Genomic DNA, 25478 nt, shown 5'->3' with positions numbered 1-25478 from the left:
TTGAGAACCTATAACAAAGTATTACTAGCTATTTTATGCACTACTTTTTTGGTGGTAAGCTGTTCTAGAAAAAAGGACAAGTTTATTAACCGAAACTTTCATGCTGTAACGGCAGAATTTAATGCACTTTATAACGGTTACAACGCTTTACAACAAGGAAGAAACTCACTTAACGAAAGCTATTTTGACAACTATTGGGATGTTTTACCCATAGAACGCATGCAAATTTTTGAAGACATCGTACTTCCAGGTCAGTCAAAAAATGATAATTTCACAAGAGCAGAAGAAAAAGCTATAAAAGCTATTCAAAAACACAGTATAACTGTTGAAGGTAAAGAGAAAAACCCTCAAATGGATGAAGCTTATTTGCTTTTAGGAAAAGCAAGGTATTTCGACCAGCGTTTTATACCGGCTTTAGAGGCTTTTAATTACATCCTCTATAAATACCCTGCGAGTGATAAAATAAATCAAGCTAAAATTTGGCGAGAGAAAACTAACATCCGTTTGGATAATGATGATTTAGCCATTAAAAACTTAAAACGCCTTTTAAGACAAGAAGACTTAGAAGGTCAAGATTTAGCTGATGCAACAGCAATTTTAGCACAAGGCTATTTAAATACAAAAATTGTTGATACTGCAATAACGCAATTAGAAATAGCAGCGCAAGCAACAAAAAGTAGTGATGAACGAGGTAGATATCGTTTTATTCAAGGACAACTTTACAATCAATTAGGCTACAAAGACAGTGCAAATATTGTTTTTGATAAAGTTATTGAGCTGAATAGAAAAACGCCAAGAATTTATATGATTTCGGCGTATTTAGAGAAGATAAAAAACTTCGATTTTGAAAACGGAAACAAACTAGAAACCACAGAATTACTAACCGAACTTGAAGAAAATAGAGAAAATAGACCTTTTTTAGATAAAATTTATCACCAAATAGGTGAGTTTAAAAGGAAGAACCAATTAGATTCAATGGCCGTTGTTTATTACAACAAATCGTTGCGTACAAATTCTCAAGATAGAATTCTAAAAGCCAGAAATTACGAGATTTTGGGTGATATGAATTTTGATAAATCTATTTATAGAACTGCCGGAGAATATTACGATAGTACCATGACGAATTTGGTTTTAAATTCAAAACCATATCGCGTTATAAAACGTAAACGAGATAATTTAGAAGATGTTATTTACTATGAAGCAATTGCACAGGTAAATGATAGTATCTTAAATTTAGTGAATTTAACAGAAACCGAAAGGCTTACTTACTTTGAAACTCTTATTACAAAACTAAAAGAAAAAGCAGAGCAAGAAAAGGAAAAAGCAGAAGCTGAAGCCAGAAGCGCTAATAATGGTTTGGCTACTGTTAACAATAAAATAGGAAGTCAAGCAAATAGAAACGGAGCACCTAACCAAGCAGCTGTATTTTATTTTTATAACCCTACCACTGTTGCCTATGGTAAAAATGAATTCGTTAAAATATGGGGTAGCAGGCCTTTAGAAGACAACTGGAGATGGTCTAATAAGGCAAAAACTGGAGGCGCAAATACAACTATTACAAATAATGATGTATTAGCTTCAGCAACTGAAGACGAAAAATTCGACCCACAGTTTTACATTTCTAAAATTCCATCAAATGAAAAAGAAATTGATAGTATTTCTAAAGAAAGAAACTATGCATATTATCAATTAGGCCTAATTTATAAAGAGAAATTTAAGGAATACGGATTAGCTAAAGATAAATTACAAAGCCTACTTAAAAGTAATCCAGAAGAGAGATTAATCCTTCCTTTAAAATACAATTTATACAAAATATATGAGCTTTTGGGAGAAAACGACGAGGCTTTAATAACTAAAAATGAGATAATTAAAAGTTACCCAGAATCTCGTTATGCAAATATTTTAGAACATCCAGAGTTAGTCTCAGATAGAGATGAAAATAGTCCTGAAAGTTTATATGAAGCGCTATATATTCAGCATGAAAATCAAGAATATTTAGATGTTATATCAAAAAGTGAAGATTATATTAGCCGTTTTGATGGTGAACCCATTGTACCAAAATTTGAGTTGTTAAAAGCGACAGCATCTGGCAGATTATATGGTTATGAAGCTTACAAAGAAGCCATAAGCACTTTAGCTATAAATTACGCAAATACTGATGAAGGTAAGCAAGCACAGAATATACAAAAGAGTTTGTTGCCTAAAATAGCAAGCTCAAAGTTTACTGAAGAAAATGATAGTATTGTAAGTAACCATAAAGTTGTTTTCAAATTTACAGATCAAGAATCTGAGCAAATATTAGGCTTTCAATCAACTTTAGATACGGTTTTAAAAAGCATTAAATATTACGATTTAAAATCATCGGTAGATGTTTACAATCCAAACACAACATTAGTAGTTGTTCATGGTTTAAAGAATGCACAAGTTGCAAAAACATTTGACCAATTACTAACCAAAGAAAACAAGAAAAAAATAAAAGCCCCATATTTTGCAGTATCATCTGCGAATTATCAAATTATTCAAATTCATAAAAATTTGGATTCTTATTTAAATATTGATAATAATTAAAACTTAACAATATTATGTTCTCTGATAATAAAAAAGAAAAAAACATGGTAGAAGGAACATCTAGTCAAAATATCATATCTCAAGGCACAAAAATCGTTGGCGATTTTAACAGTGAAGGCGATTTTAGAATTGATGGTGTGGTTGAAGGAAACATTAAAACCGCAGGAAAAGTGGTTGTTGGCAAACAAGGATTTATTAAAGGAACTTTACAAGGAACAGATGCTTATTTTGAAGGCAAGTTTTCAGGTAAACTAGCGCTTTCTGGCACACTTACTTTAAAATCTTCAGCTCATATTGAAGGTGAAGTTGTTGTTGGTAAATTAGCTGTAGAACCTGGTGCTACTTTTAATGTAACTTGTGTTATGAAAGGGACAGTAAAAGAAATGAACAAAGGTGGACAACAACAAACAAAAGAAACCGAAAGGACCGCTTAAAAACGTTGCTGTTTTATCTGGAATAGCAATTCAAATGGGTGTTATTATTTATCTATTTGTTATTCTAGGAAAATGGTTAGATGGCAAATATAATGATGGAGACAAAGGCTTCATTGTAATTATGACATTACTTGGCGTTGGCCTTTCAATATATACTGTTGTAAAGCAACTCAATCGAATTAAATATTAAATGAGTAATCCTTTTTTAAGTTTTTCATTAAAATCTATTGTATTATTAACAATTGTTTTTAGCATTCATCTTTTCATTCTCAATAGTTTAGAGTTACCTCTTTTTGAAAATAGAATTATACTTTCTTACATTATTAATTTAATCTTAGTCATTGCTATTTTTGGCGTACTATACTATTTAAAGAATAAATACAAAAGCCAATTAGGGTTTTTGTTTTTATTTGGAAGTGCATTAAAATTTGCAGTATTTTTTATTGTTTTTTATCCTTTTTACAAATTAGATGGTGCTATTTCTAAACTTGAGTTTGCTGCTTTTTTTGTACCTTATGTAACAGGCTTAATATTAGAAACAATAAGCCTTAGCAAATGGTTAAATAGTATAGATGAAACTAACCCCTAATTAGTTGTAAAACATATCATAAAATAAAAGGCAAAATAGTTTTTGTTTTTGAGATAAAAACATACCTTTGCACCGATTTTTAAGCCACTATTATTTAAGTGATATGCATAGAAAAATAGCTTTTAAGCCGATTACATTACTCTTACTTTTTATAACGTTCTTTTCTTACGCAAAAGATAGCGACCAACATGGTGACTCTGGAAAGGACAAAAAAACAGAGATAAAAGAATACATTCAACATCACTTACAAGATTCTTACGACTTTAGTTTAACTTCTTATACAAAAGAAAACGGCGAGCATGTATATGTTGGTTTTCCTTTACCTGTTATTTTATGGGATAATGGATTAAAGGTGTTTTCATCATCAAAATTTCATCATGGAGAAACTGTTGCAGAGGTTGATGGTAATTATTATAAACAACATCACGCAAAAATATACAAGGTAGATGGTCCTAATGGTGAAATAATAGAAGATGAGCATCATCATGCAACTAATGCAAAGCCTTTAGATTTTTCAATTACTAAAAATGTTTTTGTAATTTTCTTAGTTAGTGTTTTAATGTTTTTCTTATTCAGAGGATTAGCTAAATCTTATGCAAATAATAACGGAATTGCAAAAGGGGTTGGAAGATTCTTCGAGCCTATTGTTATGTATATTAGAGATGATATTGCAATTCCTAATATTGGTGAAAAGAAATACAAAAAATACATGCCATATTTATTAACGGTATTCTTTTTTGTATGGTTTATTAACATGTTAGGATTAACGCCATTAGGTGTAAATGTAACCAATAGTATATCTGTAACGGTTGCTTTAGCATTAATTACATTTTTAATAACAAATTTCACAGGAACAAAAGATTATTGGAAGCATATATTCGATCCATTAGGAGACTCAATGCCTTGGATAGCTAAAATTCCATTATACATTATACTAATACCAATTGAGGTGTTAGGTATTTTTATTAAGCCTTTTTCATTATTAATTCGTTTGTATGCAAATATTAAAGCAGGGCATATTGTATTAATGAGTTTAATTGGTTTAATGTTTTTATTTAAGAGTTGGTTAGGAAGTCCGTTATCATTTGGTCTTGCCTTTGCAATTTCTTTAATTGAGCTTTTAGTAGCATTGTTACAAGCATATATTTTTACAATGTTATCAGCACTTTATTTTGGTTTTGCCGCAGAAGAGCATGACCATCATGAAGAAGCTCAAGCACACTAGTGCATTTAATTTGAATGTTTAATTTTTAAATATATTTATTATGGAAATTCCAGTAATGGTAGGTGCAGGTTTAGTAGTAATTGGAGTAGGTATTGGTATTGGTAAAATTGGTGGTTCAGCTATGGAAGCTATCGCTCGTCAACCAGAATCATACGGAAAGATTCAAACTGCTATGCTTATCGCAGCTGCATTAATTGAAGGTATTGGGTTTGCTGCATTATTTGCAGTTTAAACCAAACACTTTAGAAGTAATCTTGTAACGGTTGGTTACAAGATTACTTTGATTTAAAAATTAAAAAACATAATAGAGTAAATACATTATGGAAAAATTATTAGAAGAGTTTTCGATTGGATTATTTTTTTGGCAAACAGTATTATTTTTAGCATTACTATTCTTATTAAGAAAATTTGCTTGGAAGCCAATTCTAAATTCAGTAAACGATAGAGAAGAAGGTATTAAAAATGCATTAGAATCTGCTGAAAAAGCAAAGTTAGAAATGCAAAACCTTCAAGCAGATAATCAAAAGCTATTAAAAGAGGCTAGAGCAGAACGCGAAACGATGTTGAAGGAAGCACGTGATATCAAAAACAAAATGATAGAAGATGCAAAAGGAGAAGCTCAAGAGCAAGCTAATAAAATGATTAAGCAAGCTCAGGATGCTATTGAAAGTGAAAAGAAAGCAGCTATGGCAGACCTTAAAAGTCAAGTAGCAGGTTTATCAATTGATATAGCAGAAAAAGTAGTTAGAGGAGAATTAGCTAATAAAGACAAACAAGTTAAGTTGGTAGAGTCTATGTTAGGTGAAGCTAAATTAAACTAATAAACATGGCAGGAGCAAGAGCAGCAATACGATATGCTAAAGCAGTTTTAAGCTTAGCTTCAAACGATAAAGAAGCAAGTGCAATAAATGAAGACATGAAGCTTATTGCAAGTACCATTGCTGAAAATGAAGAATTAAGAGATGTGCTTCAAAGCCCTGTAATAACTTCAACAGTAAAGAAATCTATAATATTAGAGGTTTTTAAGAAGGCTAATAAGGCAACTTTAAATTTAGTCGATACCTTAATTAGTAATAATAGACTTGATATTTTAGTTCATGTTGCTTCTAAGTACAATCAATTGTATGACGAATCTAAAGGTATTCAATTAGCTACAGTTACAACTGCAGTAGCACTAAGTGCCGATTTAAAAAAGCAAGTTTTAGCAAAAGCAAAAGAGCTTACAGGTAACGATATTGAAGTTGAAAATATTATTGACGAAAGTATTATTGGAGGCTTTATTTTACGTATTGGCGATGTTCAATACAATGCGAGTATTGCAAATCAATTAAGCAAATTAAAAAGAGAATTTACATTAAACTAAGATATTTTATATCTAAATAAATAATAAGATGGCAGAAGTAAAACCAGCTGAAATATCAGCAATCTTAAAAAAACAATTATCAGGTTTTGAGGCTAGCGCTTCATTAGATGAGGTTGGAACAGTATTAACAGTAGGTGATGGTATTGTACGTGCTTACGGATTAGCTAATGCACAATATGGTGAGTTAGTAGAATTCGATGGCGGTTTAGAAGGTATTGTACTTAACCTTGAAGAAGACAATGTTGGTATCGTATTGTTAGGGGCATCAGTAGGAGTTAGTGAAGGATCTACAGTAAAACGTACAGGACGTATTGCTTCCATTAATGTTGGAGAAGGTATTGTTGGACGTGTTGTAGATACTTTAGGAAATCCAATAGATGGAAAAGGTGCTATTTCTGGTAAAACTTACGAAATGCCACTTGAGCGTAAAGCGCCAGGAGTTATCTTCCGTGAGCCAGTAACTGAGCCGTTACAAACAGGTATTAAATCTATCGATGCGATGATTCCTGTAGGTCGTGGTCAACGTGAGTTGGTTATTGGTGACCGTCAAACTGGTAAAACAACAGTTTGTATTGATACCATCTTAAATCAAAAGGAATTTTACGATGCAGGTGAGCCTGTATATTGTATATATGTTGCTGTAGGTCAAAAAGCATCTACCGTAGCAAACATTGCTAAAGTATTAGAAGAAAAAGGAGCATTAGCCTACACAACAATAGTAGCTGCAAATGCATCCGATCCTGCTCCAATGCAAGTATACGCGCCAATGGCGGGTGCTGCAATTGGTGAGTATTTTAGAGATACTGGTCGTCCAGCTTTAATCATTTATGATGATTTATCTAAACAAGCGGTAGCTTACCGTGAGGTATCTTTGTTATTACGTCGTCCTCCAGGACGTGAAGCGTATCCTGGTGACGTTTTCTACTTACACTCTCGTTTATTAGAGCGTTCTGCAAAAGTTATCAATGATGATGATATTGCTAAGGATATGAACGATTTACCAGATTCATTAAAACCATTAGTGAAAGGTGGAGGTTCTTTAACAGCTTTACCAATTATTGAAACTCAAGCAGGTGATGTTTCTGCATATATTCCAACAAACGTAATTTCTATTACTGACGGACAAATTTTCTTAGATGGAGATTTATTTAACTCTGGTGTTCGTCCAGCAATTAACGTAGGTATCTCGGTGTCTCGTGTTGGTGGTAACGCTCAGATTAAATCTATGAAAAAAGTTGCAGGTACATTAAAATTAGACCAAGCACAATTTCGTGAATTAGAAGCATTTGCTAAGTTTGGATCTGATTTAGATGCATCTACTTTAAACGTAATTGAAAAAGGTAAGCGTAATGTTGAGATTTTAAAACAAGCTCAAAACGATCCATTTACTGTTGAAGATCAAGTTGCTATTATCTACGCAGGTTCTAAAAACTTATTAAGAGATGTTCCTGTTGAGAAAGTAAAAGAATTTGAAAGAGATTATTTAGAATTCTTAAAAGCAAAACATGTTGATGTATTAAATACATTAAAAGCAGGTAAATTAACTGATGAGGTTACAGATACACTAACAGCTGTAGCTAAAGATTTATCAGGAAAATATAGAGCTTAGAAAGGTCAAAATTTAAAATTAATGTCACTCTTAGCTTAGTCGAAGAGTCTTTATAAAAATAAAGAATGGCAAACTTAAAAGAAATACGTAACAGAATATCATCAGTATCTTCAACGATGCAGATTACCAGTGCCATGAAAATGGTATCTGCTGCAAAGTTAAAGAAAGCACAAGATGCTATTACGGCAATGCGCCCTTATGCAGATAAGTTAACTGAGCTTTTACAAAGTTTAAGTGCCACATTAGATGCAGATTCTGGAAGTAAATATTCAACACAACGCGAAGTTAAAAATGTATTAATTGTAGCCATTACATCAAACAGAGGTTTGGCAGGTGCTTTTAATTCTAACATTATCAAAGAAGTAACTAGGTTAACTGCCGAGACTTACGCAAATCAAAACGTTTCTTACTTAGCAATTGGTAAAAAAGCTAACGATGCTTTTAAGAAAACCAATAAAGTTATTGCTAACGAAAGTGCTGTTTTTGATGAGTTAACATTCGATAATGTTGCAGTAATTGCTCAAATGTTAATGGATAAGTTTGTTGATGGCGAGTTTGATAAAATTGAGATTATTTATAATAGGTTTAAAAATGCAGCTACTCAAATAGTAACTACAGAACAGTTTTTACCAATTGTTCCAGTTGAGGGAGAAGCTAATATTAATACCGATTACATTTTTGAACCATCTAAAGTTGAGATTGTTGAGCAATTAATACCAAAGTCTTTAAAAACACAATTATACAAAGGTATTAGAGATTCTTTTGCTTCAGAGCACGGAGCTCGTATGACAGCAATGCATAAAGCAACTGATAATGCTACTGAATTAAGAGACCAACTTAAATTAACTTATAACAAAGCACGTCAGGCAGCTATTACTAACGAAATCCTTGAGATAGTTGGTGGAGCTGAAGCATTAAACAATTAACAATAAGTATAGTTTAAAAAGCTCTGGATAAAAAGAGCTTATTATAATAATATTTAGCCTCACTGGAAAGTGAGGCTTTTTTATTTTTTTAAATGTCATGTAACATTTTATTGATTTTATATCTAAAGGATGAATCAAATAAATTAAGTGTTATGAAATTAATTAAAAAGTTAGCACTAATAGTATTAATCCTTTCTGCATATCCACTTGTGGCTCAAGAGAACGCATTTCAAGTAGAGATTATTGGAAATGGTGAACCAGTATTATTATTTCCTGGTTTTACCTGTACAGGAGAAGTCTGGAAAGACGTTGTAAACGAATTATCAAAAACAAATGAATGTCATGTTTTTACTTTTGCTGGTTTTGGAAAAGTTGCACCAATAGGAAAACCTTGGTTACCTAAAATTAAAGAAAGGATAGAAGCTTATATTTCTTCAAAAAACCTAAAAAATGTTACAATAATTGGACATAGTTTAGGGGGGACATTAGCATTATGGCTTGCAAGTGAAGATAAAAGTAAGCTTAAAAAAATTATTGTTGTAGATGCTTTACCTTCAATAGGAGCTTTAATGATGCCTAATTTTAATAGCGACAATATATCTTATGATAATCCTTACAGCAATCAGATATTACAAATGAATGCTAAAGATTTCGAAAAAATGGCTAATCAGTTTGCATCAGGAATGTCTTTAAATAAAAAGAAACAAGCAACAATTAAAAAATGGATAATCGAAGCCGATAGAGAAACCTATGTACACGGTTATACAGATTTGCTTAAGCTAGATTTAAGAGAAGACATTTCAAGAATAACAACTTCTGTTTCTATATTAGCTGCAACCCAACCATACGGGAAAGAGAACGTAAAGGTGAATTTTGAAAAACAGTATAAGAATCTCAAGGATTATATTATAAAATACGCTGATGATTCTGCACATTTTATTATGTATGATCAACCAGAATGGTTTTTAAATACAATTAAAGCCGAATTAGATTAAACAAATGAAGAATTTAGAATCTAAGTTTGATGAAATATATAAAACAAATTACCCAAAAGTAATTCGCCTTTGTTTAGGGTATGTTAATGGAGACTCAATGCTTGCCAAAGAGTTAGCACAGGATGTTTTTATTAAAGTTTGGGAAAATTTACACACTTTCAGGAAAGAGTCAAGTTTGTCTACATGGATTTATAGAATAACGGTTAATACGTGTCTATCTAGCTTCAAAAAAGGAAAAATGGGTTATATGACAAACGAATTAATTAACCTAGAAAATAAGATTGATTTAGAGGAAGAGCAAGAAAATAATGAACTACAAATAAGTCAATTATATTGCTGTATAAACAAGTTAAACAAAGACAATAAAAGTATTATACTATTAGAATTAGAGGGGTTGCCCCAAAAAGAAATTGCTGAAGTTATGGGGTTTACACATGAAGTAATACGAGTAAGAATTCACAGAATTAAAAATGAATTAACAAAATGCGTTACAAAATGAAAACATTTGAAGAATTAAAATCGCAATGGGATAACCAGCCAGAATTAGAAACACCAAAAGAAGGAGCTAAATCAATTATAAAAAAGGTAAATTCCATAAAAAACAAACAACAAATCACCAATATTATATTAGGTTTTACAGCTTTAATATTAATAGTTTTCTTTTTCTATATTTCTGCATATAATAACATTTTGGTAACCTCAGCTCTATTTTTAATGGTTGGATCTTTATTGGCGAGAATGGTTATTGAATATATAAGTGTTAAGAGGTTAAAGCAAATAAAAGTAACTATTGTGTCTTCAGAATTCAAAAAAAGTTTAGCCAATTATTATAAAAAGCGTGTTAGAACACATTATATTTTCACACCAATTATTGTGATATTTTATATTGTTGGCTTTATTATATTAATGCCCTTTTTTGAGGATGCGTTATCAAAAGGATTTTATACTTACATCCAGGTATCAGGAATAGCTGTCTTATTGTTTTTTATCTTTTTTATCAGAAAACAAATCTTAAAAGAGTTACATGCATTAAAGGAACTTAACAAGTAAGCTTTATTTGGCATTAAATTTGGGAATATACTATAAACTCAAATAAGTTAAAATGAAAGCATTAAGAAGAGGTTTAGAAATAATAGTAATATTTTCTATAGTAGTAAGTTTTTCAAGTTGTGCTAGCACGCAAAAAACAGAAAAAAGAACACCAATAAATATTGGAGAGATTTATTATCAAGACTGGGTTTCTGAGGAAAATAGGGGTGATTCTGGCTTCAATATTTTTATTCCCATATTATCAAATTCAAATAATATAGTTTTAGACAGTATTTATTTTAAGAATAAACAAGTTAAGCTAGAACAAAAAAGTAACAACCTTTTTGTTGGGCGTTTTAAATCATTTAGTAATCAAAAAAAGGATATTATAATGAGTAACGAACCCTATGCAGAATATGGGAATAAATTCCCTGAATTTTCCAGACAATCATCATTTAACCTTGAAGAGAATGAATGCATAATTAGTTATTCTTATAAAGAAAAAGTGAAATATTTTAAAATTAAAAATATAGTAAAGAAAAAATCTGTGAACCATCAATAAATGTCTTGGAATTAGTAATAACTTATCTTTGGTTTACGTTAGCTAAAAACGTATTTTTAGCAGAACAATTCACAACTTTTGGGCGTACTAAAAACTTTTTTTAAAGACACTTTTATCTATGGTTTAGCCATTGTATTGCCTAGACTTATTAATTTTCTTTTAGTTCGATTACATACCGATGTACTTCCTAATGAAGGTTATTCAGAAAACACTGAATTTTACGTAGTTGCTGCCTTTTTCAATGTTATTTTAACCTATGGTATGGAAACATCATTCTTTAGGTTTTTTAGCAAAAGTAAAGATAAAGACAGTGTTTTATCTACTGCAATTATAGCTATAGTAGTAAGCACTTTTCTTTTTGGAATGTTATTATTTTTATTTAGAGATCCAATTTCAGTGGCTTTACGAATTAATACAGATTTTTATTCTTTATTAGTTGGAATAACACTTATAGACACTTTAATTGTTATTCCGTTTGCTTATTTAAGAGTAACGGGCAGACCAATAAAATTTGCATTAATTAAATTAATTAATGTACTCATTATAGTGCTTTTAAATATACTATTACTGTCTACGGTTTACGGTTCAGCAGCATTAAGGTCTTTATTTAATGTTGAAAATAACGTAGAATACATCTTTATTGCAAATCTTTTAGCCAGTGCAGTTGTTTTAATTTTAGTGTTACCATATTTCTTTAAATCGAAGTTAAACTTTGAATCTCAAGTTCTAAAACAACTTTTAAACTACGGTTGGCCAATTATGATTGCAGGTTTAGCTTTTGTAATTAATGAAAACCTAGATAAATGGTTGTTACCGCAAATAGAGGGAGAATTTATAAATGGAGCATACAGTGCCTGTTATAAATTAGCAGTTTTTATGACGTTGTTTATTCAAGCCTTCCGGATGGGAGCAGAACCGTTTTTCTTCAATCATTCAGATAAAGAAAATGCAACCCAAACCTATGCGACTATTTTAAAATATTTTACAATTGTTGGGACTTTAGGTTTAATGATTGTTGTTATTTACATCGATTTACTTAGGCCTATTTTCATCAAAAAGGAAAGTTATTTATTAGCATTAGATATTGTACCAATTGTACTATTAGCAAATCTTTGTTTGGGTATTTACCACAACCTTTCTATTTGGTATAAACTTACAGATCGCACACGTTTTGGAATGTATATTTCTATGATTGGAGCGGCAATTACCATTGGATTTAATGTTCTATTCATTCCAAAACTTGGCTTTATGGCTTGCGCTTATGCAACATTATTGGCTTATGGATTCATGATGTTAATTTCTTATGGATTAGGAAGAAAGTATTATCCTGTACCTTATGATGTAAGTCGAATAACAATTTATCTTTTAATAAGTACGGCATTTAGTTTCATAACTTATTACCATTTAGATAGAAATATGTTATTAGGAACATTATTTTTGTTGCTCTTTATTGCTATAATTACTTTTTTAGAGCGAAAGGAATTAAGGCTAATTTTAAAAAAGAAGTAGAATTTCAAATTAGAAATAAAACATGCAAATTAAAATAATAAACAAATCGAGACATGATTTACCGCATTATGAAACTGCTGCTTCCGCAGGTATGGATTTGCGAGCAAGTTTAACAGAATCTAGAATGTTAAAACCTTTAGAGCGTACCGTAGTTGGCACAGGATTATTTATTGAGCTTCCTGTGGGAATTGAAGCGCAAGTGCGCCCAAGAAGTGGTCTTGCGGCCAAAAAAGGGATTACAGTTCTTAATGCTCCAGGGACTATTGATGCTGATTACAGAGGCGAAATAGGTGTTATTTTAGTAAACCTTTCAAACGAAGAATTTACTATAAATAATGGTGAGCGTATTGCACAATTAGTAATTGCAAAACACGAACGTGCTGAATGGGCTCAAGTTGAAGAACTTTCTGAAACAGATAGAGGAGAAGGTGGTTTTGGAAGTACGGGTACTAAATAAATATATAAACGAATTAACATTACAGAATGAAAATAATAGTGCCTATGGCTGGTCGAGGTTCTCGATTACGCCCACATAGTTTAACAGTTCCAAAGCCATTAATTCCAGTTGCAGGCGAACCTATTGTGCATCGTTTGGTAAAAGATATTGCTAAAGTGTTAAAGCAACCTATTGAAGAGATAGCCTTTGTTTTAGGAGATCCGGCCTGGTTTGGAGACGATGTTATTAATAGTTTAGAAAAACTAGCACAAGACTTAGGAGCAAAAGCATCTATTTATAGACAAGACAAACCATTAGGAACTGGGCATGCTATTATGTGTGCAAAACCATCTTTATCTGGACCGGCAGTAATTGCTTATGCAGACACTTTGATTAGAGCAGAATTTGATTTAGATCCAGCTGCAGATAGTGTAATTTGGACAAAACGAGTTGACAATCCTGAAGCTTACGGCGTAGTAAAGTTAAATACAAACCATGAAATAGTAGAGCTAGTAGAAAAGCCAGAAACATTTGTAAGTGACCAAGCTGTAATAGGAATTTACTACTTTAAGAATGTAGCTGTTTTAAAAGAAAAACTACAAGAAATTCTTGATGAAAATATTATGAATGGAGGTGAATACCAAATTAATGATGGTATTAAACGGATGATGGCAGAAGGTAAAGTTTTTAAAACGGGAACTGTTGACGAATGGATGGATTGTGGCAATAAAGCCATAACCATAGAAACCAATCAACGCATGTTAGGTTTTATAAAAGCAGATGGAGAAGAACAATTAGTAGCGTCATCTGCTAAATTGGAAAATTCAAATATTATCGAACCTTGCTTTATTGGAGAAAATGTTGTACTCAAAAACGCAACAATTGGTCCTTTTGTTTCCATAGGGAACGATACGATTATTGAAAACTCAACCGTTAAAAATAGCTTAATTCAGACTAATACAAGCATTAAAAATGCTAATTTAGATAACGCTATGATTGGAAATCATGTAAAATATGATGGAAATTTTAGTAGTATAAGTATAGGCGATTATTCTGTTTTGGAATAAAGCTTGAAAATTGTTTCATGAAAAATAAAATCTACATAGTGTTTTTTCTTTTGGGAGTATTATTATTCCCTCAGGTAAATTATGCTCAAGTAGATTTTAATAAAAAACCAGATGACGATCTTGGAAATTTTGAAGATGAATTTCAAGAACTGTTTTATGAAGCTTTAAAACAAAAAGGTATAGAAAACTACGATCGCTCTGTAGAAGCCCTTTTAAAATGCATAGCTTTAGATAAAGAAGTACCTGTTTTATATTTCGAGTTAGGAAAAAATTACAGTAAGCTCAAAAATTTTGGAGCTGCTGAGGATGCTTTAAAAAAGGCAGTAAGTTTAGAGCCCAATAACGAGTGGTTTTTGGACGAACTTTACGGATTCTATGCCTCGCAAAATGATTACGATAAAGCTATAAAAACGGTAAAGCAACTTGTTAAATATCACCCAGATTATAAGGAGGATTTAGCATCACTGTATTTAAAAACTAAAAAATATGATGATGCTTTAGAAATTTTAGACGCATTGGATAACGAACTTGGTATTTCAATTTCTAGAGATATTTTAAGAAATCGTATTTATGAAGCTTCAGGCAGAAAAGAAGATCAAATAGAAAACCTAGAAAAGCGCGTTGAAAATAACCCTAATAAAGAGTCAAATTATTTAGCATTAATTTTCCGTTATAGTGAAAACAATGAAAAAGATAAAGCCTTTGAAACTGCAAAAGAGCTATTAAAGATAAACCCAAATTCTCAAGTTGTTCATTTAGCTCTTTATAAGTTCTATTTAGATGATAATGAAGCTGAAAAAGCTATCGAATCTATGAAAATAGTGGTTAAGAGCACTAAAATAAAACCTGAAGCAAAACTTAAAGTATTATCAGATTTTGTAAATTTTGTAAAGAATAATCCAGAGTATGAATCAGATTTGGTTGAAGCTACAAACATGGTTAGTGGCAGCAACAATGAAAAATCGTTAAGCGAATTAGGAGAATACTACTTATCAAAAAATGATAAGCCAAAAGCTTTGAAGTATTTTCAAGATGCCTTAAAACAAGATTCAAATAACTTTGGTGTTTTACGAAACATTCTTTTGCTTGAAATAGATTTGCAACAGTATGAAGAGGCTTCACAAAAAAGTATGGAAGCATTAGAAAAATATCCGTCGCAACCCATACTTTATTTAATTAATGGAGTCGCACTAAATCAATTGAACAAGCCAGATGACGCGATTGAATCGTTAGAAATAGGAGTGGACTATATTATTGACGACACTGAAATGGAAGCCGATTTTTACAAACAATTAAGTAAAGCTTACACACTGTTAAACAATACAGCTAAAGCAAAAGCGTTTAGTGATAAAGCAAAACAAATACAACCCCCAAATTAATGATAAGATATACACATATTATATTAGGTTTATTAATGCTTACTATTTTTAATTGTAAATCATCAAAAACTGTTAGCGGCGGTCAAGCAAATTATAGTTTATCTACTAGGCAACTTATAAAAGAAAATATTAAACAAGCGCCAGATTTTAAAACGTTACAGTCAAAGCTTAAAATAACATATAATCAAAAAGGAAATTCGCAAACACATTCAGTAAGTTTTAGAGCTAAAAAAGATGAAAAGCTATGGATAAGTGCAACATTTTCGGTGATAAGAGCATTAGTTACTCCTGAAAAAGTAAGTTTCTATAATAAATTAGATAATACCTATTTTGAGGGTGATTTTTCATACTTAAGTAACTTATTAGGAACTGAGTTAGATTTTGAAAAAGTTCAAAATTTATTATTAGGTGAGGCCATTTATAATTTAAATAAAGAACCTTACAAAGCCTCTGTTCTTGACAGTACTTATGTGCTTCAACCAAAAAAGCAAAGAGAATTATTTGAGATTTTCTTTCTTTTAGACCCGTCTTATTTTAAAGTAAAATCTCAACAAATATCACAACCTAAAGAGTTTAAACATTTACAAATAGATTATTTAACACATCAAAAAGTAGAGAAGCAAACCATTCCAGAAAAAATAAGGGTAATAGCTGTAGAAGCAAATGACGAGGTTGCTATAGATCTTGAATTTAAAAATGTTTCTCTTAATGAAGACCTAAGATTTCCGTTTAAAATACCCTCTGGTTTTGATAAAATTGAACTTTAATGCCTTCAGTTAAATTTTCATATAAAATACTTTTTCTGCTTAGCTTTTTGTTATGTAGCCTAAATGGTTTTTCTCAAAACAATAAACAAAAAGAATTAGAAACTCGTAGACAAGAATTGCGTAGAGAAATTCAAAAAATTAATGAACTACGAGCTGAAAATAAATCTAAAGAACGTTCTCAATTATCTTTAATTGAAGATTTTAATTATAAGATTAATGTATTGCGTAATTTGATAAAAGTAACAAATCAGCAAGCAAATTTTTTAAGTCGAGAGATAAGTAATAATCAAAGGAATATAACCAGTTTAAGAGAAGAACTAAAACAACTTAAGGAAGATTATGCAGCAATGGTTGTTAAGTCTTATAAGAGTAAAAATGAGCAAAGTAGAATTATGTTTTTACTGTCTTCAAACGATTTTAAGCAAGCTTATAAGAGACTTCAATATATAAAACAATATTCCGATCATCAGAAAAAACAAGGAGAAACTATAAAGGCAAAGACGCTTGAATTACAAGAAATCAATATCAATTTAGCGAAGCAAAAAGAAGATAAGAATAAGCTTGTAACTGAAAATAGAGTGGTTCAAAAATCATTAGAATCAGAACGCAGAGAGCATGAAACTTTGATGAAATCTATTAAGAGTAATTTGAGTAAATACACAGCTCAAATTAGAAAAAAGCAACGCGAGGCTGATAGAATTGATAGAGAAATAGATAAAATTATTAAGTCTGCTATAGCTGCTTCAAACAAGAAAGCAGGTAATTCTTCAAGTTCAAAAACATTTGCCTTAACTCCAGCAGGTAGATCGTTGGCAAAGAATTTTGAATCCAATAAAGGTAAATTAGACTGGCCTGTTGAAAAAGGTCGAGTTACATTGCGCTATGGTAAACAACCACACCCTATAAATAAAAGTTTAATAATCAGGAACAATGGTGTCCGTATTGCTACAGAAAAAGGTGCTAAAGTTAAAGCCGTTTTCAACGGAGAAGTAACAGCCGTAATAGCTATAAAGAATGCAAATACAGTAGTTATGGTGCAACATGGAAACTATTTTACTGCCTATAAAAACCTCAGTAAAGTTTACGTAAAAAAAGGAGATAAAGTTACCACCAAACAAGACCTTGGCGAAGTGTTTACAAACGCTACTAATGGTGAAACAATTTTAAGTTTCAGCATATTTAAGGAAAACGCAACTCAAAACCCTGCTAACTGGATATATAAAATGTGACATCAGTTCGTTTTAATGTCACATATTTGAAAACTTATACTCTTGTAATAACGAAACCTTTACGAGTTTTTCTGTAATGGTTTCCGTTCCAGAAATAATAGCGTTTACCTTTTACAGTTACAATTTTATAATGTCTTGGAGCTGTTTTTATAAGAGTTGCATTAGTTGATCTTGTAACTACCCTTGTGGCACAGGAAGATAAACTAATCATACAAAAAGCTGAAATTAAAATAACAAAAGTTCTCATAGTGTTTCAATTTGGGTTTACTATAAGACTTTTGTAGCGAAAAAAGGTTTAATCAAATAAGGCTTTTAACTCTGAAGCATCGTCCGGTTTTATTTTGCCAGCTAATAAAAGACTTAATTGTTTTCTACGTAAAGCAGCGTCAAAACGTTCTTTTTCAAGTTCGGTTTCAGCAATAACTTCAGGAACTTTTACTGGCCTTCCAGTTTCATCTACAGCTACAAACGTATATATGGCTTCATTTGCTTTTGTTCTTGCTCCAGACTCTCTGTCTTCCATCCAAACGTCAATATAAATTTCCATGGAAGTATTAAAGGCGCGAGACACTTTAGCTTCAACAGTTACAACACTTCCAAGCGGGACGGCACGATTAAAAGCCACATGGTTAACTGAAGCAGTTACAACAATACGTCTGCTATGCCGTCTTGCAGATATACTTGCAGCACGATCCATTCGCGCTAATAGCTCTCCACCAAATAAATTGTTTAGTGGATTGGTTTCACTAGGCAAAACCATATCTGTCATCGTAGTTTTAGATTGTTCAGGAGTCTTTGCTTTCATTTTAAGGTTTTAACAATGATGCAAAGTTATTACTTTTAGAAATCAATAAAGGGAAAAGAATACATTAAATTGATAATTTAATATTGATTGTATTAAGCGTACTTAATTTACTTTAACCAAGAACATATTATTGTATAACGGGCTAGTTTCATTCGACTTTAAAGCCTTGGTGGCAGCTTCCAAAGTATCATACTTTTGGTTGTAAATAAAATAGTTACTGCTTTCAGAATCAAAGAAAAAATCTATGTCTTGATTTTCTGTAGCTCTTAATTTTGTTAGGAAATCATCTCTTTTTTGGGTGTCTTTACAAACATCAAAAATTAGATAAAAACCGCTTTCAACACCTTTAATATCTTTTATGATTTTAATAATATTTGGACCTTTAGAGTATTCTTCAGATGTAGTAGCATCTATAGGTTGCTTAACTTCCGGTGTTATGATTTGTGAGTCAGTTGTGTTAGCAACGTAAGGTGTTTCAGGTGATGACTTTAAATTGTTACTTTTTGAATCAACTTTTAGCCAAGCATCTTTATTGTGTGTTTTTCGAATTTCACGTACAGCTTCTAAAGCTTCTTTTCCAGTTTCATAACTACCATAAACAACTTCGTGTAACCCATATTTATTAATCCCAAGTTTTCGAGCATTAAAACCATTAGCTTTTAATTCTTTTATTTTTTTATCACAGTTTTCTTCAATTCTAAAGGCACCTGCTACAATATGATAATTACCAGATTGTTTTGTTACATTTAATGTAATTGCTGGCAGAGGGTTTAAATTAAAAGTGGCTTGTTGTATTTTATTATCAAGTTGTTGTGTGGCTTTTTCTTGCGCTAATTGATTATGTTTTTCAATCTGACCAACATAATAATTTGAAGCCGTTAAGCCTCCAAGCGTCAGAGCGATTAATGCTACTGCCGCATATTTAAAATAAGGTCTCGATTTGCGTTTTTCAGGAGTTACGGTAATTGGAACTACCTTTTCTATGTTCTCAACGTCTTCTTTGTATACCTCTCTATTTATAGAAGGCGATACAAACTGTGATAAGCCAAAAGCATCCGTTAAATAGTTTAAGTGATACGAAGGCTCGAACATAATTTTACCTTCAGGATTAAACGCAATTTCACCAATGTTATTAAACGTTAGGGTTTCACCTTGGGTTAAATATGCTTTTAATATTTTAACACGCTTTTCAATTTTTTTAGTTGCAATTTCGAAAGGAATTTTTTCAACATCAGCAATATAATTTGCCAATAAACCATCATTTTTTTGAATTTGCTCATTAAAAGATAAAACTTTTTTTGGCGGATAAAATGCGTTTGATGTTTCTTCTATTCTTGCAGATGCAGATTGTGTTAAAAATGCTCCAAAGTCTGGAATGGTAACACATTCATATCTGTACAATAAGTCGCTTATGTAGGTTTCTAGTTGCATGAAAACAAAGTTAAAAAAATCTGCTTCTGGATAAAATTTAAGAAGAACTATTTATTAACAGTATAAAAATTCTTTTCTTGTAGCTTTAAAATGAAATAGATACGATGACAGAAAATGACCTGCTTTACACCTTAGCTTTACATCATGCTCCTAAAATTGGAGATATTACTGCTAAAAAGTTGATTTCTCATTGCGGTTCTGCAGAAGCTATTTTTAAAGAAAAAAGGCAAAATCTACTTAAAATTGATGGTATTGGAACATTTCTGTTAAACGGATTAAACCAAAAAAATTTTTTAAATGAAGCAGAAAATGAGATTGATTTTATAAAGAAAAATCATTTGAAAGTGAGTTATTTTAAGGACGAAAATTATCCTGAAAGATTAAAACATTGTATTGATGGACCTATTTTATTGTTTCAATCGGGTACTATAAATTTAGAAAACAAGCCTATAATTAGTATTGTTGGCGCTAGAAAGATTACTAGTAACGGTATTGCTTTTTGCGAATCGCTAGTTGAAACCTTATCGGCATATAACCCTATAATAGTTTCAGGATTTGCTTATGGTACAGATATTACAGCACACAAAGCGGCAATAAAAAATAATCTACAAACCATAGGGTGTTTAGCTCATGGTTTAAATACAATTTACCCAAAAGTACATAAAAGATACATGGCTGATGTAGAAAAAAATGGTGGTTTTTTAACTGATTTTTGGAGTACGGATAAGATAGACCGGAAAAATTTTTTAAAACGAAATAGAGTTATAGCAGGTATAAGTGAGGCAACCATTGTTATAGAATCTGCCAAGAAAGGTGGTAGTTTGGTTACTGCTGATATTGCAAATTCTTATGATAGAGAGGTGTTTGCTTTACCGGGTAGAATTAATGATATTCAAAGCGTAGGATGTAATAATCTTATAAAGCATCAAAGAGCACATATGCTTACCTCTCCAATGGATGTGCCGTATATTTTAAATTGGGAATTAGAGAAAAGTGAAAAGCCTGTCGTTCAAAAGCAATTATTTGTAGAATTAGACCCTATAGAAAAGCTTATTTACAACTACTTAAAAGAAAATGAAAAACAACAACTAGACGTTCTTGCAATTAATTGCAATTTACCTATTTTTAAAGTTGCGAGTATTTTATTAACCATGGAATTAAAGGGCGTTGTAAGACCTTTACCAGGGAAGTTGTTTGAGATAGTTTAATACCCAACCTTATTTCTAACTCTCTCCAAAACTTCATTGGCCACTAATTTAGCTTTTTCAGCTCCAATAGTTAAAGCTTTATCAATTTCAGGAAGATTATTCATGTAATAATTATAGCGTTCGCGTTCATTAGAAAATGTGTCAACAATTAACTCAAACAAGGCTTGTTTTGCATGTCCGTAGCCGTAGCCACCATTTTCGTAATTAGCTTTCATTTCTGTAATTTGAGACTCATTAGCTAACAAATTAAAAATAGCAAAACAGTTACAAGTACTCCAATCCTTAGGTTCTTCAAGCGGTGTGCTATCAGTTTTAATTCCCATTATTTGCTTGCGTAGTTTTTTGTCATCTAAAAAAATATTGATAATATTATTTCTACTTTTACTCATTTTTTGACCATCTGTACCGGGGATAAGCATGGTGTCTTTTTGCACTTCAGCTTTTGGCAAAACAAAGGTTTCTCCAACTTTTGCATGAAAACGAGAGGCGACATCGCGAGTCATTTCAATATGCTGTTCTTGGTCTTTTCCAACTGGGATTATTTCAGAATCGTACAACAAAATGTCTGCAGCCATTAGCATAGGGTAAGTAAACAAGCCAGAATTTACGTCTTCTAACCTATCGGCTTTATCTTTAAAACTATGCGCTAATGTTAGACGCTGATAAGGAAAAAAGCAGCTTAAATACCATGATAATTCGGTTACTTGAGGAATATCACTTTGTCTGTAAAAAACAGTTTTTTCTATGTCCAATCCAAATGCTAACCACGTGGCTGCGGTAGAATAGGTGTTGGAACGCAATACTTCAGCATCTTTTATTTGAGTTAGAGTATGAAGATTTGCTATAAACAGAAAGGAATCGTTTTTAGGGTTATTTGCCATTTTTATAGCTGGCATAATAGCGCCTAATATGTTTCCTAAATGTGGTGTTCCCGTACTTTGTATGCCGGTTAGTATTCTTGCCATAATTTTCCCCGTGTAGACAGGAATCTTTTTTGTCAGTTAAACATAAAAAGCAAAGGTAATTTTTTTAATAGAATTGCTCAATACAATTGTGTATTTTTGGGTTTCATGAGGGCTTTTAAATATATATTTTGGGTGTTGTATCGAGTTTGGTTTTACATTCTTGTGGGTTTACCTATACTTATTTTGTTTCCTATTCTATTAATTTCAATATTAAAAGAATCATGGTATCCGTATTTTTTTAAAATAGCTAGGGTTTGGGCAAAAGTTATTTTAATTGGTATGGGGTTTAATTATCAAATAGATAGAGAACAAACTCCAGAAAAAAATAAAAGTTACATGTTTATAGCAAACCACACTTCTATGGCAGATATAATGCTCATGTTAGTTTCGGTTAAAAATCCTTTTGTTTTTGTTGGTAAAAAGGAATTGGCTAAAATTCCACTTTTTGGTTTTTTTTATAAACGTACTTGTATTTTGGTAGACAGAAGTTCTGCCAAAAGTAGGCAAGCTGTTTTTTTAAGAGCTCAAAAACGATTAAAAACTGGAGTTAGTATTTGTATTTTTCCTGAAGGCGGTGTTCCTGAAGAACATATTGAATTAGATGAATTTAAAGACGGCGCTTTTCGTTTAGCTATAAACCATCAAATACCTATCGTTCCTTTAACGTTTGCAGATAATAAAAAGCGCTTTTCGTATACTTTTTTTAGTGGCAGCCCAGGTAAAATGCGAGCTAAAATCCATAAATTTCTATCTACAAAAGACTTAACCATTGAGGACACAAGAAATTTGAATCATAAAGCAAGAGATATTATTAAAAAACAATTAGAAGCTTTTAATAAATAAAAAACTGCTCTCGGGGAAGAGCAGTTTTTTTTGATAGTTATACAATTCTTATAGTTTTTAGCAATATGTTTCCTATTTTCATACAAAAAGAAGATTTGTCTTGCAATTAATGTAGGAAATACCAATTTTTTTATTAAATTTACATCAAAGCATATCTTTCTCAATAGCAAAAAAGCTATTTAAACAATTATCATATAATTTATATTCATGAAATTTTACTTTAAAAATCATTTGAAATTATTTATTCTAACCTTTAGTGTTTCATTAATAATAGTTAATTGTGAAAAAGATGAAAACCCCATAATTCAAGAAAACATAGGTGATAAATCTGTAACTGAAATAAGTTTTGATGATCTTCAGAATAAAATAGGTAGAAACAATACATTCTCTAAAACAATAACCACTTTTAAAAACAAAAATAAATCCTCTATTTCTAATAAAAGCAAAACTACTACTGATAATTTTGAAGTAGGAACAGATTTAGTAATGATGGTAGAAAACCAGAACTATGTTCATTATACATTAAAACTCTTAAAAACAGATGATCAACCAACTAACGAGTTTTACAATTTAATATTTATTCAAGATAAAGCAACAGATAACATTTCTTCAAAAATCATCAAGTATATTCCAACAGCCAAGTGGTTATTAGATACAAACTTACCCTACAGTGGCTATGTAGAACTTGTGCAAAATGTTTTATTTACCCTTGATGATTTAACTGATAAGGGTATCCAAAGCAAAGGCTCTAATGGTAGTTGTATAACTGATATTTCCGGCGGTTGGATTTGTGAAAAAAATAATAACCATTCCCCAGCAGATTGCAAAACAGAGGCAAACCCAAATGGAAAATGCCATGCTTGTGGAGCAAAATATGTTGTTAAGGTAGAATATGGACAATGCCCTAAAACAGAGTTTGATCTTAATGAACCTACTGGAGGTGTTACTGTAGATTTAGAAGAAGAGACAGATCCTAATACACCAGGTGGTGATGTAGGGGAAACCAATGGTTCAAATAATACTGAGACAATAATTCTAACACCTTGCAAAGGAGATGCTGAAACTGATATTAATGGTAATTGTATTAAGGTATCTAATGAGAAAGAGATTAGCAATTGTAAAGAGACTTCTAATGAAGAAATTAATGCATATTATACTACAACCTCACCCTTTAATGTAGACTTGAGTGATATAACTAATTGTGATAATATAGATACGAGCAATGTTGAAGAAAATCAAAAATTTATGTGTATTTATAATAAACTTACACAGTCGCCAAAATTTAAAAACTTATTTATTGACACTTTTGGAGAAAGTAAAAATTTGAATGTAGCGTTTAAAGTTTCGGATACTATAAGTGATAATGGGCGTTGTATACCAGGTACATTAATTACAAACCCAATTAACGGACAGATTTTAAGTGCAAATATTGAAATTTTAATTAATGAAGATATATTAAAGTTTAATTCAGCAATATCCGTTGCTAAAACCATTTTACACGAGTCAATTCATGCTTATTTAATGGTAAAACAATATGGATGTAACCAAAGTACACCTTTTGAGAACATGGGAGATGAAGAACTCGGAGAACTTTTAAATGAATACTTTTTAGAATGTGCACATCTTCAAGGTCAACACGAATTTATGTTTAATTTCATGATTCCTACAATGTCTGGTATATTAGCAGATATTAAAGATGATTTAATTCCATTTCATCATCAAACACAAGCTGAAGATGAATTTTTCATTAACGAAGACAACCCAGCTGCATATCCAGATGGAAGCTATAAACAAGATACACCATGGAGTTGGAACGAGTTTTATAAATATTTAAGTATGGCGGGCTTGCATAATAGTTCTGCTTTTCATTTGGAAATATTGCCAGAAAATTCACCAGCGTATGAAAATTATATACGATATTCTGATGAATATGGAAAAAGAGCATTCGAAAAAAACTGTTTAGATTAAATGTGAATTATGAAATATCAAATATTCGTTTTATTAATTTTATTAATAAGTTTTAGTTCATTTTCTCAAAAAAAATATCTTGAAGAACAAGAAGTAATAATAGTTTTATATGAGGATTATAAAAATCAAGAGACTAAAAAAGTAAAATGGAAGCATAATACTGAAAACACTCAGAAACACCATTATTGGTATAGTTTTTATTTTAATTTAGTCGATGCGATAAAACTAAGTTATGGAGAATATGAAGATTTCGATAAACAGTATTACGATCAACCCATGCTTTACTTCAAAGTAAATAAAAGCTTTTTGAGAAAAAATAAAAATATCATATTAAATAATGAGAAAATACAAAAAATGGGTTATGATAAAACTATTAAGCTGCTTAAAAAAGCTAAACATATCCTTTTAATTGATAATACAGAAACCCAAAATAATAAAATAACTATTAGGCAAGTATCGTTGTTAAATCCTTTAGATGGTAATGATGTAGAATTACCAACCATAATTTATGAAACCAAACAATAGGTTAAGTTAATTGTCTATAATTTAGAGATATAAAAAATTATGATTA

Annotated in this window: 28 protein-coding genes; 24 read left to right on the top strand and 4 right to left on the bottom strand. The window is 31.1% G+C overall.

Annotation, left to right across the window (positions count from 1 at the left end; all coding sequences use genetic code 11):
* The 20 genes from porW to ABD939_RS07995 all read left to right on the top strand — a co-directional run bounded on the left by porW (nt 1) and on the right by ABD939_RS07995 (nt 17687).
* On the top strand, nt 1-2568 hold the full coding sequence (gene porW / locus ABD939_RS08090) for a type IX secretion system periplasmic lipoprotein PorW/SprE (protein WP_345166788.1): 2568 nt from the start codon (nt 1-3) through the stop codon (nt 2566-2568).
* Between the two features lie 14 nt (nt 2569-2582).
* Nucleotides 2583-3002: a bactofilin family protein gene (locus ABD939_RS08085; protein WP_345166785.1), complete on the top strand. Its 420-nt coding sequence runs from the start codon at nt 2583-2585 to the stop codon at nt 3000-3002.
* The gene (locus tag ABD939_RS08080; protein WP_345166783.1) at nt 2962-3192 is read left to right on the top strand and encodes an AtpZ/AtpI family protein; all 231 of its coding nucleotides are present in this window, start codon (nt 2962-2964) and stop codon (nt 3190-3192) included. Before ABD939_RS08085 ends, ABD939_RS08080 begins: the two co-directional genes overlap by 41 nt.
* The gene (locus ABD939_RS08075) at nt 3193-3591 is read left to right on the top strand and encodes a hypothetical protein (protein ID WP_345166780.1); all 399 of its coding nucleotides are present in this window, start codon (nt 3193-3195) and stop codon (nt 3589-3591) included.
* A gap of 103 nt (nt 3592-3694) precedes the next feature.
* Nucleotides 3695-4816, top strand: coding sequence for a F0F1 ATP synthase subunit A (atpB, locus tag ABD939_RS08070; protein ID WP_345166779.1), 1122 nt, complete (start codon nt 3695-3697; stop codon nt 4814-4816).
* Between the two features lie 40 nt (nt 4817-4856).
* Nucleotides 4857-5048 carry an ATP synthase F0 subunit C gene (gene atpE / locus ABD939_RS08065; protein ID WP_033959615.1) on the top strand — a complete coding sequence of 64 codons (192 nt, stop codon included), beginning with the start codon at nt 4857-4859 and terminating at the stop codon, nt 5046-5048.
* Between the two features lie 88 nt (nt 5049-5136).
* Nucleotides 5137-5637: a F0F1 ATP synthase subunit B gene (locus ABD939_RS08060; RefSeq protein ID WP_345166773.1), complete on the top strand. Its 501-nt coding sequence runs from the start codon at nt 5137-5139 to the stop codon at nt 5635-5637.
* Between the two features lie 5 nt (nt 5638-5642).
* Nucleotides 5643-6179 carry an ATP synthase F1 subunit delta gene (gene atpH / locus ABD939_RS08055; RefSeq protein ID WP_345166771.1) on the top strand — a complete coding sequence of 179 codons (537 nt, stop codon included), beginning with the start codon at nt 5643-5645 and terminating at the stop codon, nt 6177-6179.
* A gap of 28 nt (nt 6180-6207) precedes the next feature.
* A complete protein-coding gene (atpA, locus tag ABD939_RS08050) occupies nt 6208-7788 on the top strand; it encodes a F0F1 ATP synthase subunit alpha (protein WP_345166769.1) in 1581 nt (526 codons plus the stop codon).
* A gap of 65 nt (nt 7789-7853) precedes the next feature.
* Nucleotides 7854-8714, top strand: a complete 861-nt coding sequence (gene atpG / locus ABD939_RS08045; protein WP_345166766.1) for an ATP synthase F1 subunit gamma — start codon at nt 7854-7856, stop codon at nt 8712-8714.
* A gap of 152 nt (nt 8715-8866) precedes the next feature.
* Entirely contained in the window at nt 8867-9709 is an 843-nt protein-coding gene (locus ABD939_RS08040; RefSeq protein WP_345166763.1) for an alpha/beta fold hydrolase, read from the top strand.
* Between the two features lie 4 nt (nt 9710-9713).
* Nucleotides 9714-10208: an RNA polymerase sigma factor gene (locus ABD939_RS08035; protein ID WP_345166760.1), complete on the top strand. Its 495-nt coding sequence runs from the start codon at nt 9714-9716 to the stop codon at nt 10206-10208.
* Nucleotides 10205-10759 carry a hypothetical protein gene (locus ABD939_RS08030; protein WP_345166758.1) on the top strand — a complete coding sequence of 185 codons (555 nt, stop codon included), beginning with the start codon at nt 10205-10207 and terminating at the stop codon, nt 10757-10759. The genes ABD939_RS08035 and ABD939_RS08030 overlap by 4 nt, the downstream gene beginning before the upstream one ends.
* 52 nt (nt 10760-10811) lie before the next feature.
* Nucleotides 10812-11300 (top strand): hypothetical protein, encoded by a 489-nt coding sequence (locus tag ABD939_RS08025; RefSeq protein WP_345166757.1) that lies wholly within the window; start codon nt 10812-10814, stop codon nt 11298-11300.
* Between the two features lie 78 nt (nt 11301-11378).
* Complete coding sequence (locus tag ABD939_RS08020) at nt 11379-12809, top strand: oligosaccharide flippase family protein (protein ID WP_345166755.1); 1431 nt, start codon at nt 11379-11381, stop codon at nt 12807-12809.
* A gap of 22 nt (nt 12810-12831) precedes the next feature.
* Entirely contained in the window at nt 12832-13266 is a 435-nt protein-coding gene (gene dut, locus ABD939_RS08015) for a dUTP diphosphatase (RefSeq protein WP_345166753.1), read from the top strand.
* Nucleotides 13267-13292: 26 nt separating this feature from the next.
* Complete coding sequence (locus tag ABD939_RS08010) at nt 13293-14312, top strand: sugar phosphate nucleotidyltransferase (protein ID WP_345166750.1); 1020 nt, start codon at nt 13293-13295, stop codon at nt 14310-14312.
* A 17-nt stretch (nt 14313-14329) separates the two neighbouring features.
* Entirely contained in the window at nt 14330-15691 is a 1362-nt protein-coding gene (locus ABD939_RS08005) for a tetratricopeptide repeat protein (RefSeq protein ID WP_345166747.1), read from the top strand.
* Nucleotides 15691-16458 carry a lipoprotein insertase outer membrane protein LolB1 gene (lolB1, locus tag ABD939_RS08000; protein ID WP_345166744.1) on the top strand — a complete coding sequence of 256 codons (768 nt, stop codon included), beginning with the start codon at nt 15691-15693 and terminating at the stop codon, nt 16456-16458. Before ABD939_RS08005 ends, lolB1 begins: the two co-directional genes overlap by 1 nt.
* On the top strand, nt 16458-17687 hold the full coding sequence (locus ABD939_RS07995; RefSeq protein WP_345166742.1) for a murein hydrolase activator EnvC family protein: 1230 nt from the start codon (nt 16458-16460) through the stop codon (nt 17685-17687). Before lolB1 ends, ABD939_RS07995 begins: the two co-directional genes overlap by 1 nt.
* 34 nt (nt 17688-17721) lie before the next feature.
* On the opposite strand, the gene ABD939_RS07990 is transcribed toward ABD939_RS07995, so the two are convergent.
* The 3 genes from ABD939_RS07990 to ABD939_RS07980 form a co-directional block, all read right to left on the bottom strand.
* Nucleotides 17722-17934, bottom strand: a complete 213-nt coding sequence (locus tag ABD939_RS07990; RefSeq protein WP_345166739.1) for a hypothetical protein — start codon at nt 17932-17934, stop codon at nt 17722-17724.
* A 48-nt stretch (nt 17935-17982) separates the two neighbouring features.
* Nucleotides 17983-18492, bottom strand: coding sequence for an acyl-CoA thioesterase (locus ABD939_RS07985; protein ID WP_345166736.1), 510 nt, complete (start codon nt 18490-18492; stop codon nt 17983-17985).
* A gap of 102 nt (nt 18493-18594) precedes the next feature.
* A complete protein-coding gene (locus ABD939_RS07980; protein WP_345166733.1) occupies nt 18595-19923 on the bottom strand; it encodes an HU domain-containing protein in 1329 nt (442 codons plus the stop codon).
* 104 nt (nt 19924-20027) lie between these two features.
* Between ABD939_RS07980 and dprA the strand changes: the two genes are divergently transcribed.
* On the top strand, nt 20028-21131 hold the full coding sequence (gene dprA / locus ABD939_RS07975) for a DNA-processing protein DprA (RefSeq protein ID WP_345166729.1): 1104 nt from the start codon (nt 20028-20030) through the stop codon (nt 21129-21131).
* Here dprA and trpS read toward each other — a convergent pair.
* Nucleotides 21128-22096, bottom strand: coding sequence for a tryptophan--tRNA ligase (gene trpS / locus ABD939_RS07970; RefSeq protein WP_345166726.1), 969 nt, complete (start codon nt 22094-22096; stop codon nt 21128-21130). The two genes, dprA and trpS, sit on opposite strands and share 4 nt — an antisense overlap.
* Before the next feature lie 105 nt (nt 22097-22201).
* Between trpS and ABD939_RS07965 the strand changes: the two genes are divergently transcribed.
* The 3 genes from ABD939_RS07965 (at nt 22202) to ABD939_RS07955 (ending at nt 25432) form a co-directional block, all read left to right on the top strand.
* The gene (locus ABD939_RS07965; protein WP_345166721.1) at nt 22202-22939 is read left to right on the top strand and encodes a lysophospholipid acyltransferase family protein; all 738 of its coding nucleotides are present in this window, start codon (nt 22202-22204) and stop codon (nt 22937-22939) included.
* 207 nt (nt 22940-23146) lie between these two features.
* A complete protein-coding gene (locus tag ABD939_RS07960; protein WP_345166718.1) occupies nt 23147-24907 on the top strand; it encodes a hypothetical protein in 1761 nt (586 codons plus the stop codon).
* A 9-nt stretch (nt 24908-24916) separates the two neighbouring features.
* Nucleotides 24917-25432, top strand: coding sequence for a hypothetical protein (locus ABD939_RS07955; protein WP_345166715.1), 516 nt, complete (start codon nt 24917-24919; stop codon nt 25430-25432).
* The last annotated feature ends 46 nt before the right edge of the window (nt 25433-25478 follow it).

This window comes from Algibacter aquimarinus (assembly GCF_039543265.1).
In the GTDB taxonomy this organism is placed as follows: domain Bacteria; phylum Bacteroidota; class Bacteroidia; order Flavobacteriales; family Flavobacteriaceae; genus Algibacter_B; species Algibacter_B aquimarinus.
Note: the sequence above shows the minus strand (reverse complement) of the source record. Positions and strands in the feature narration are given on the sequence as shown.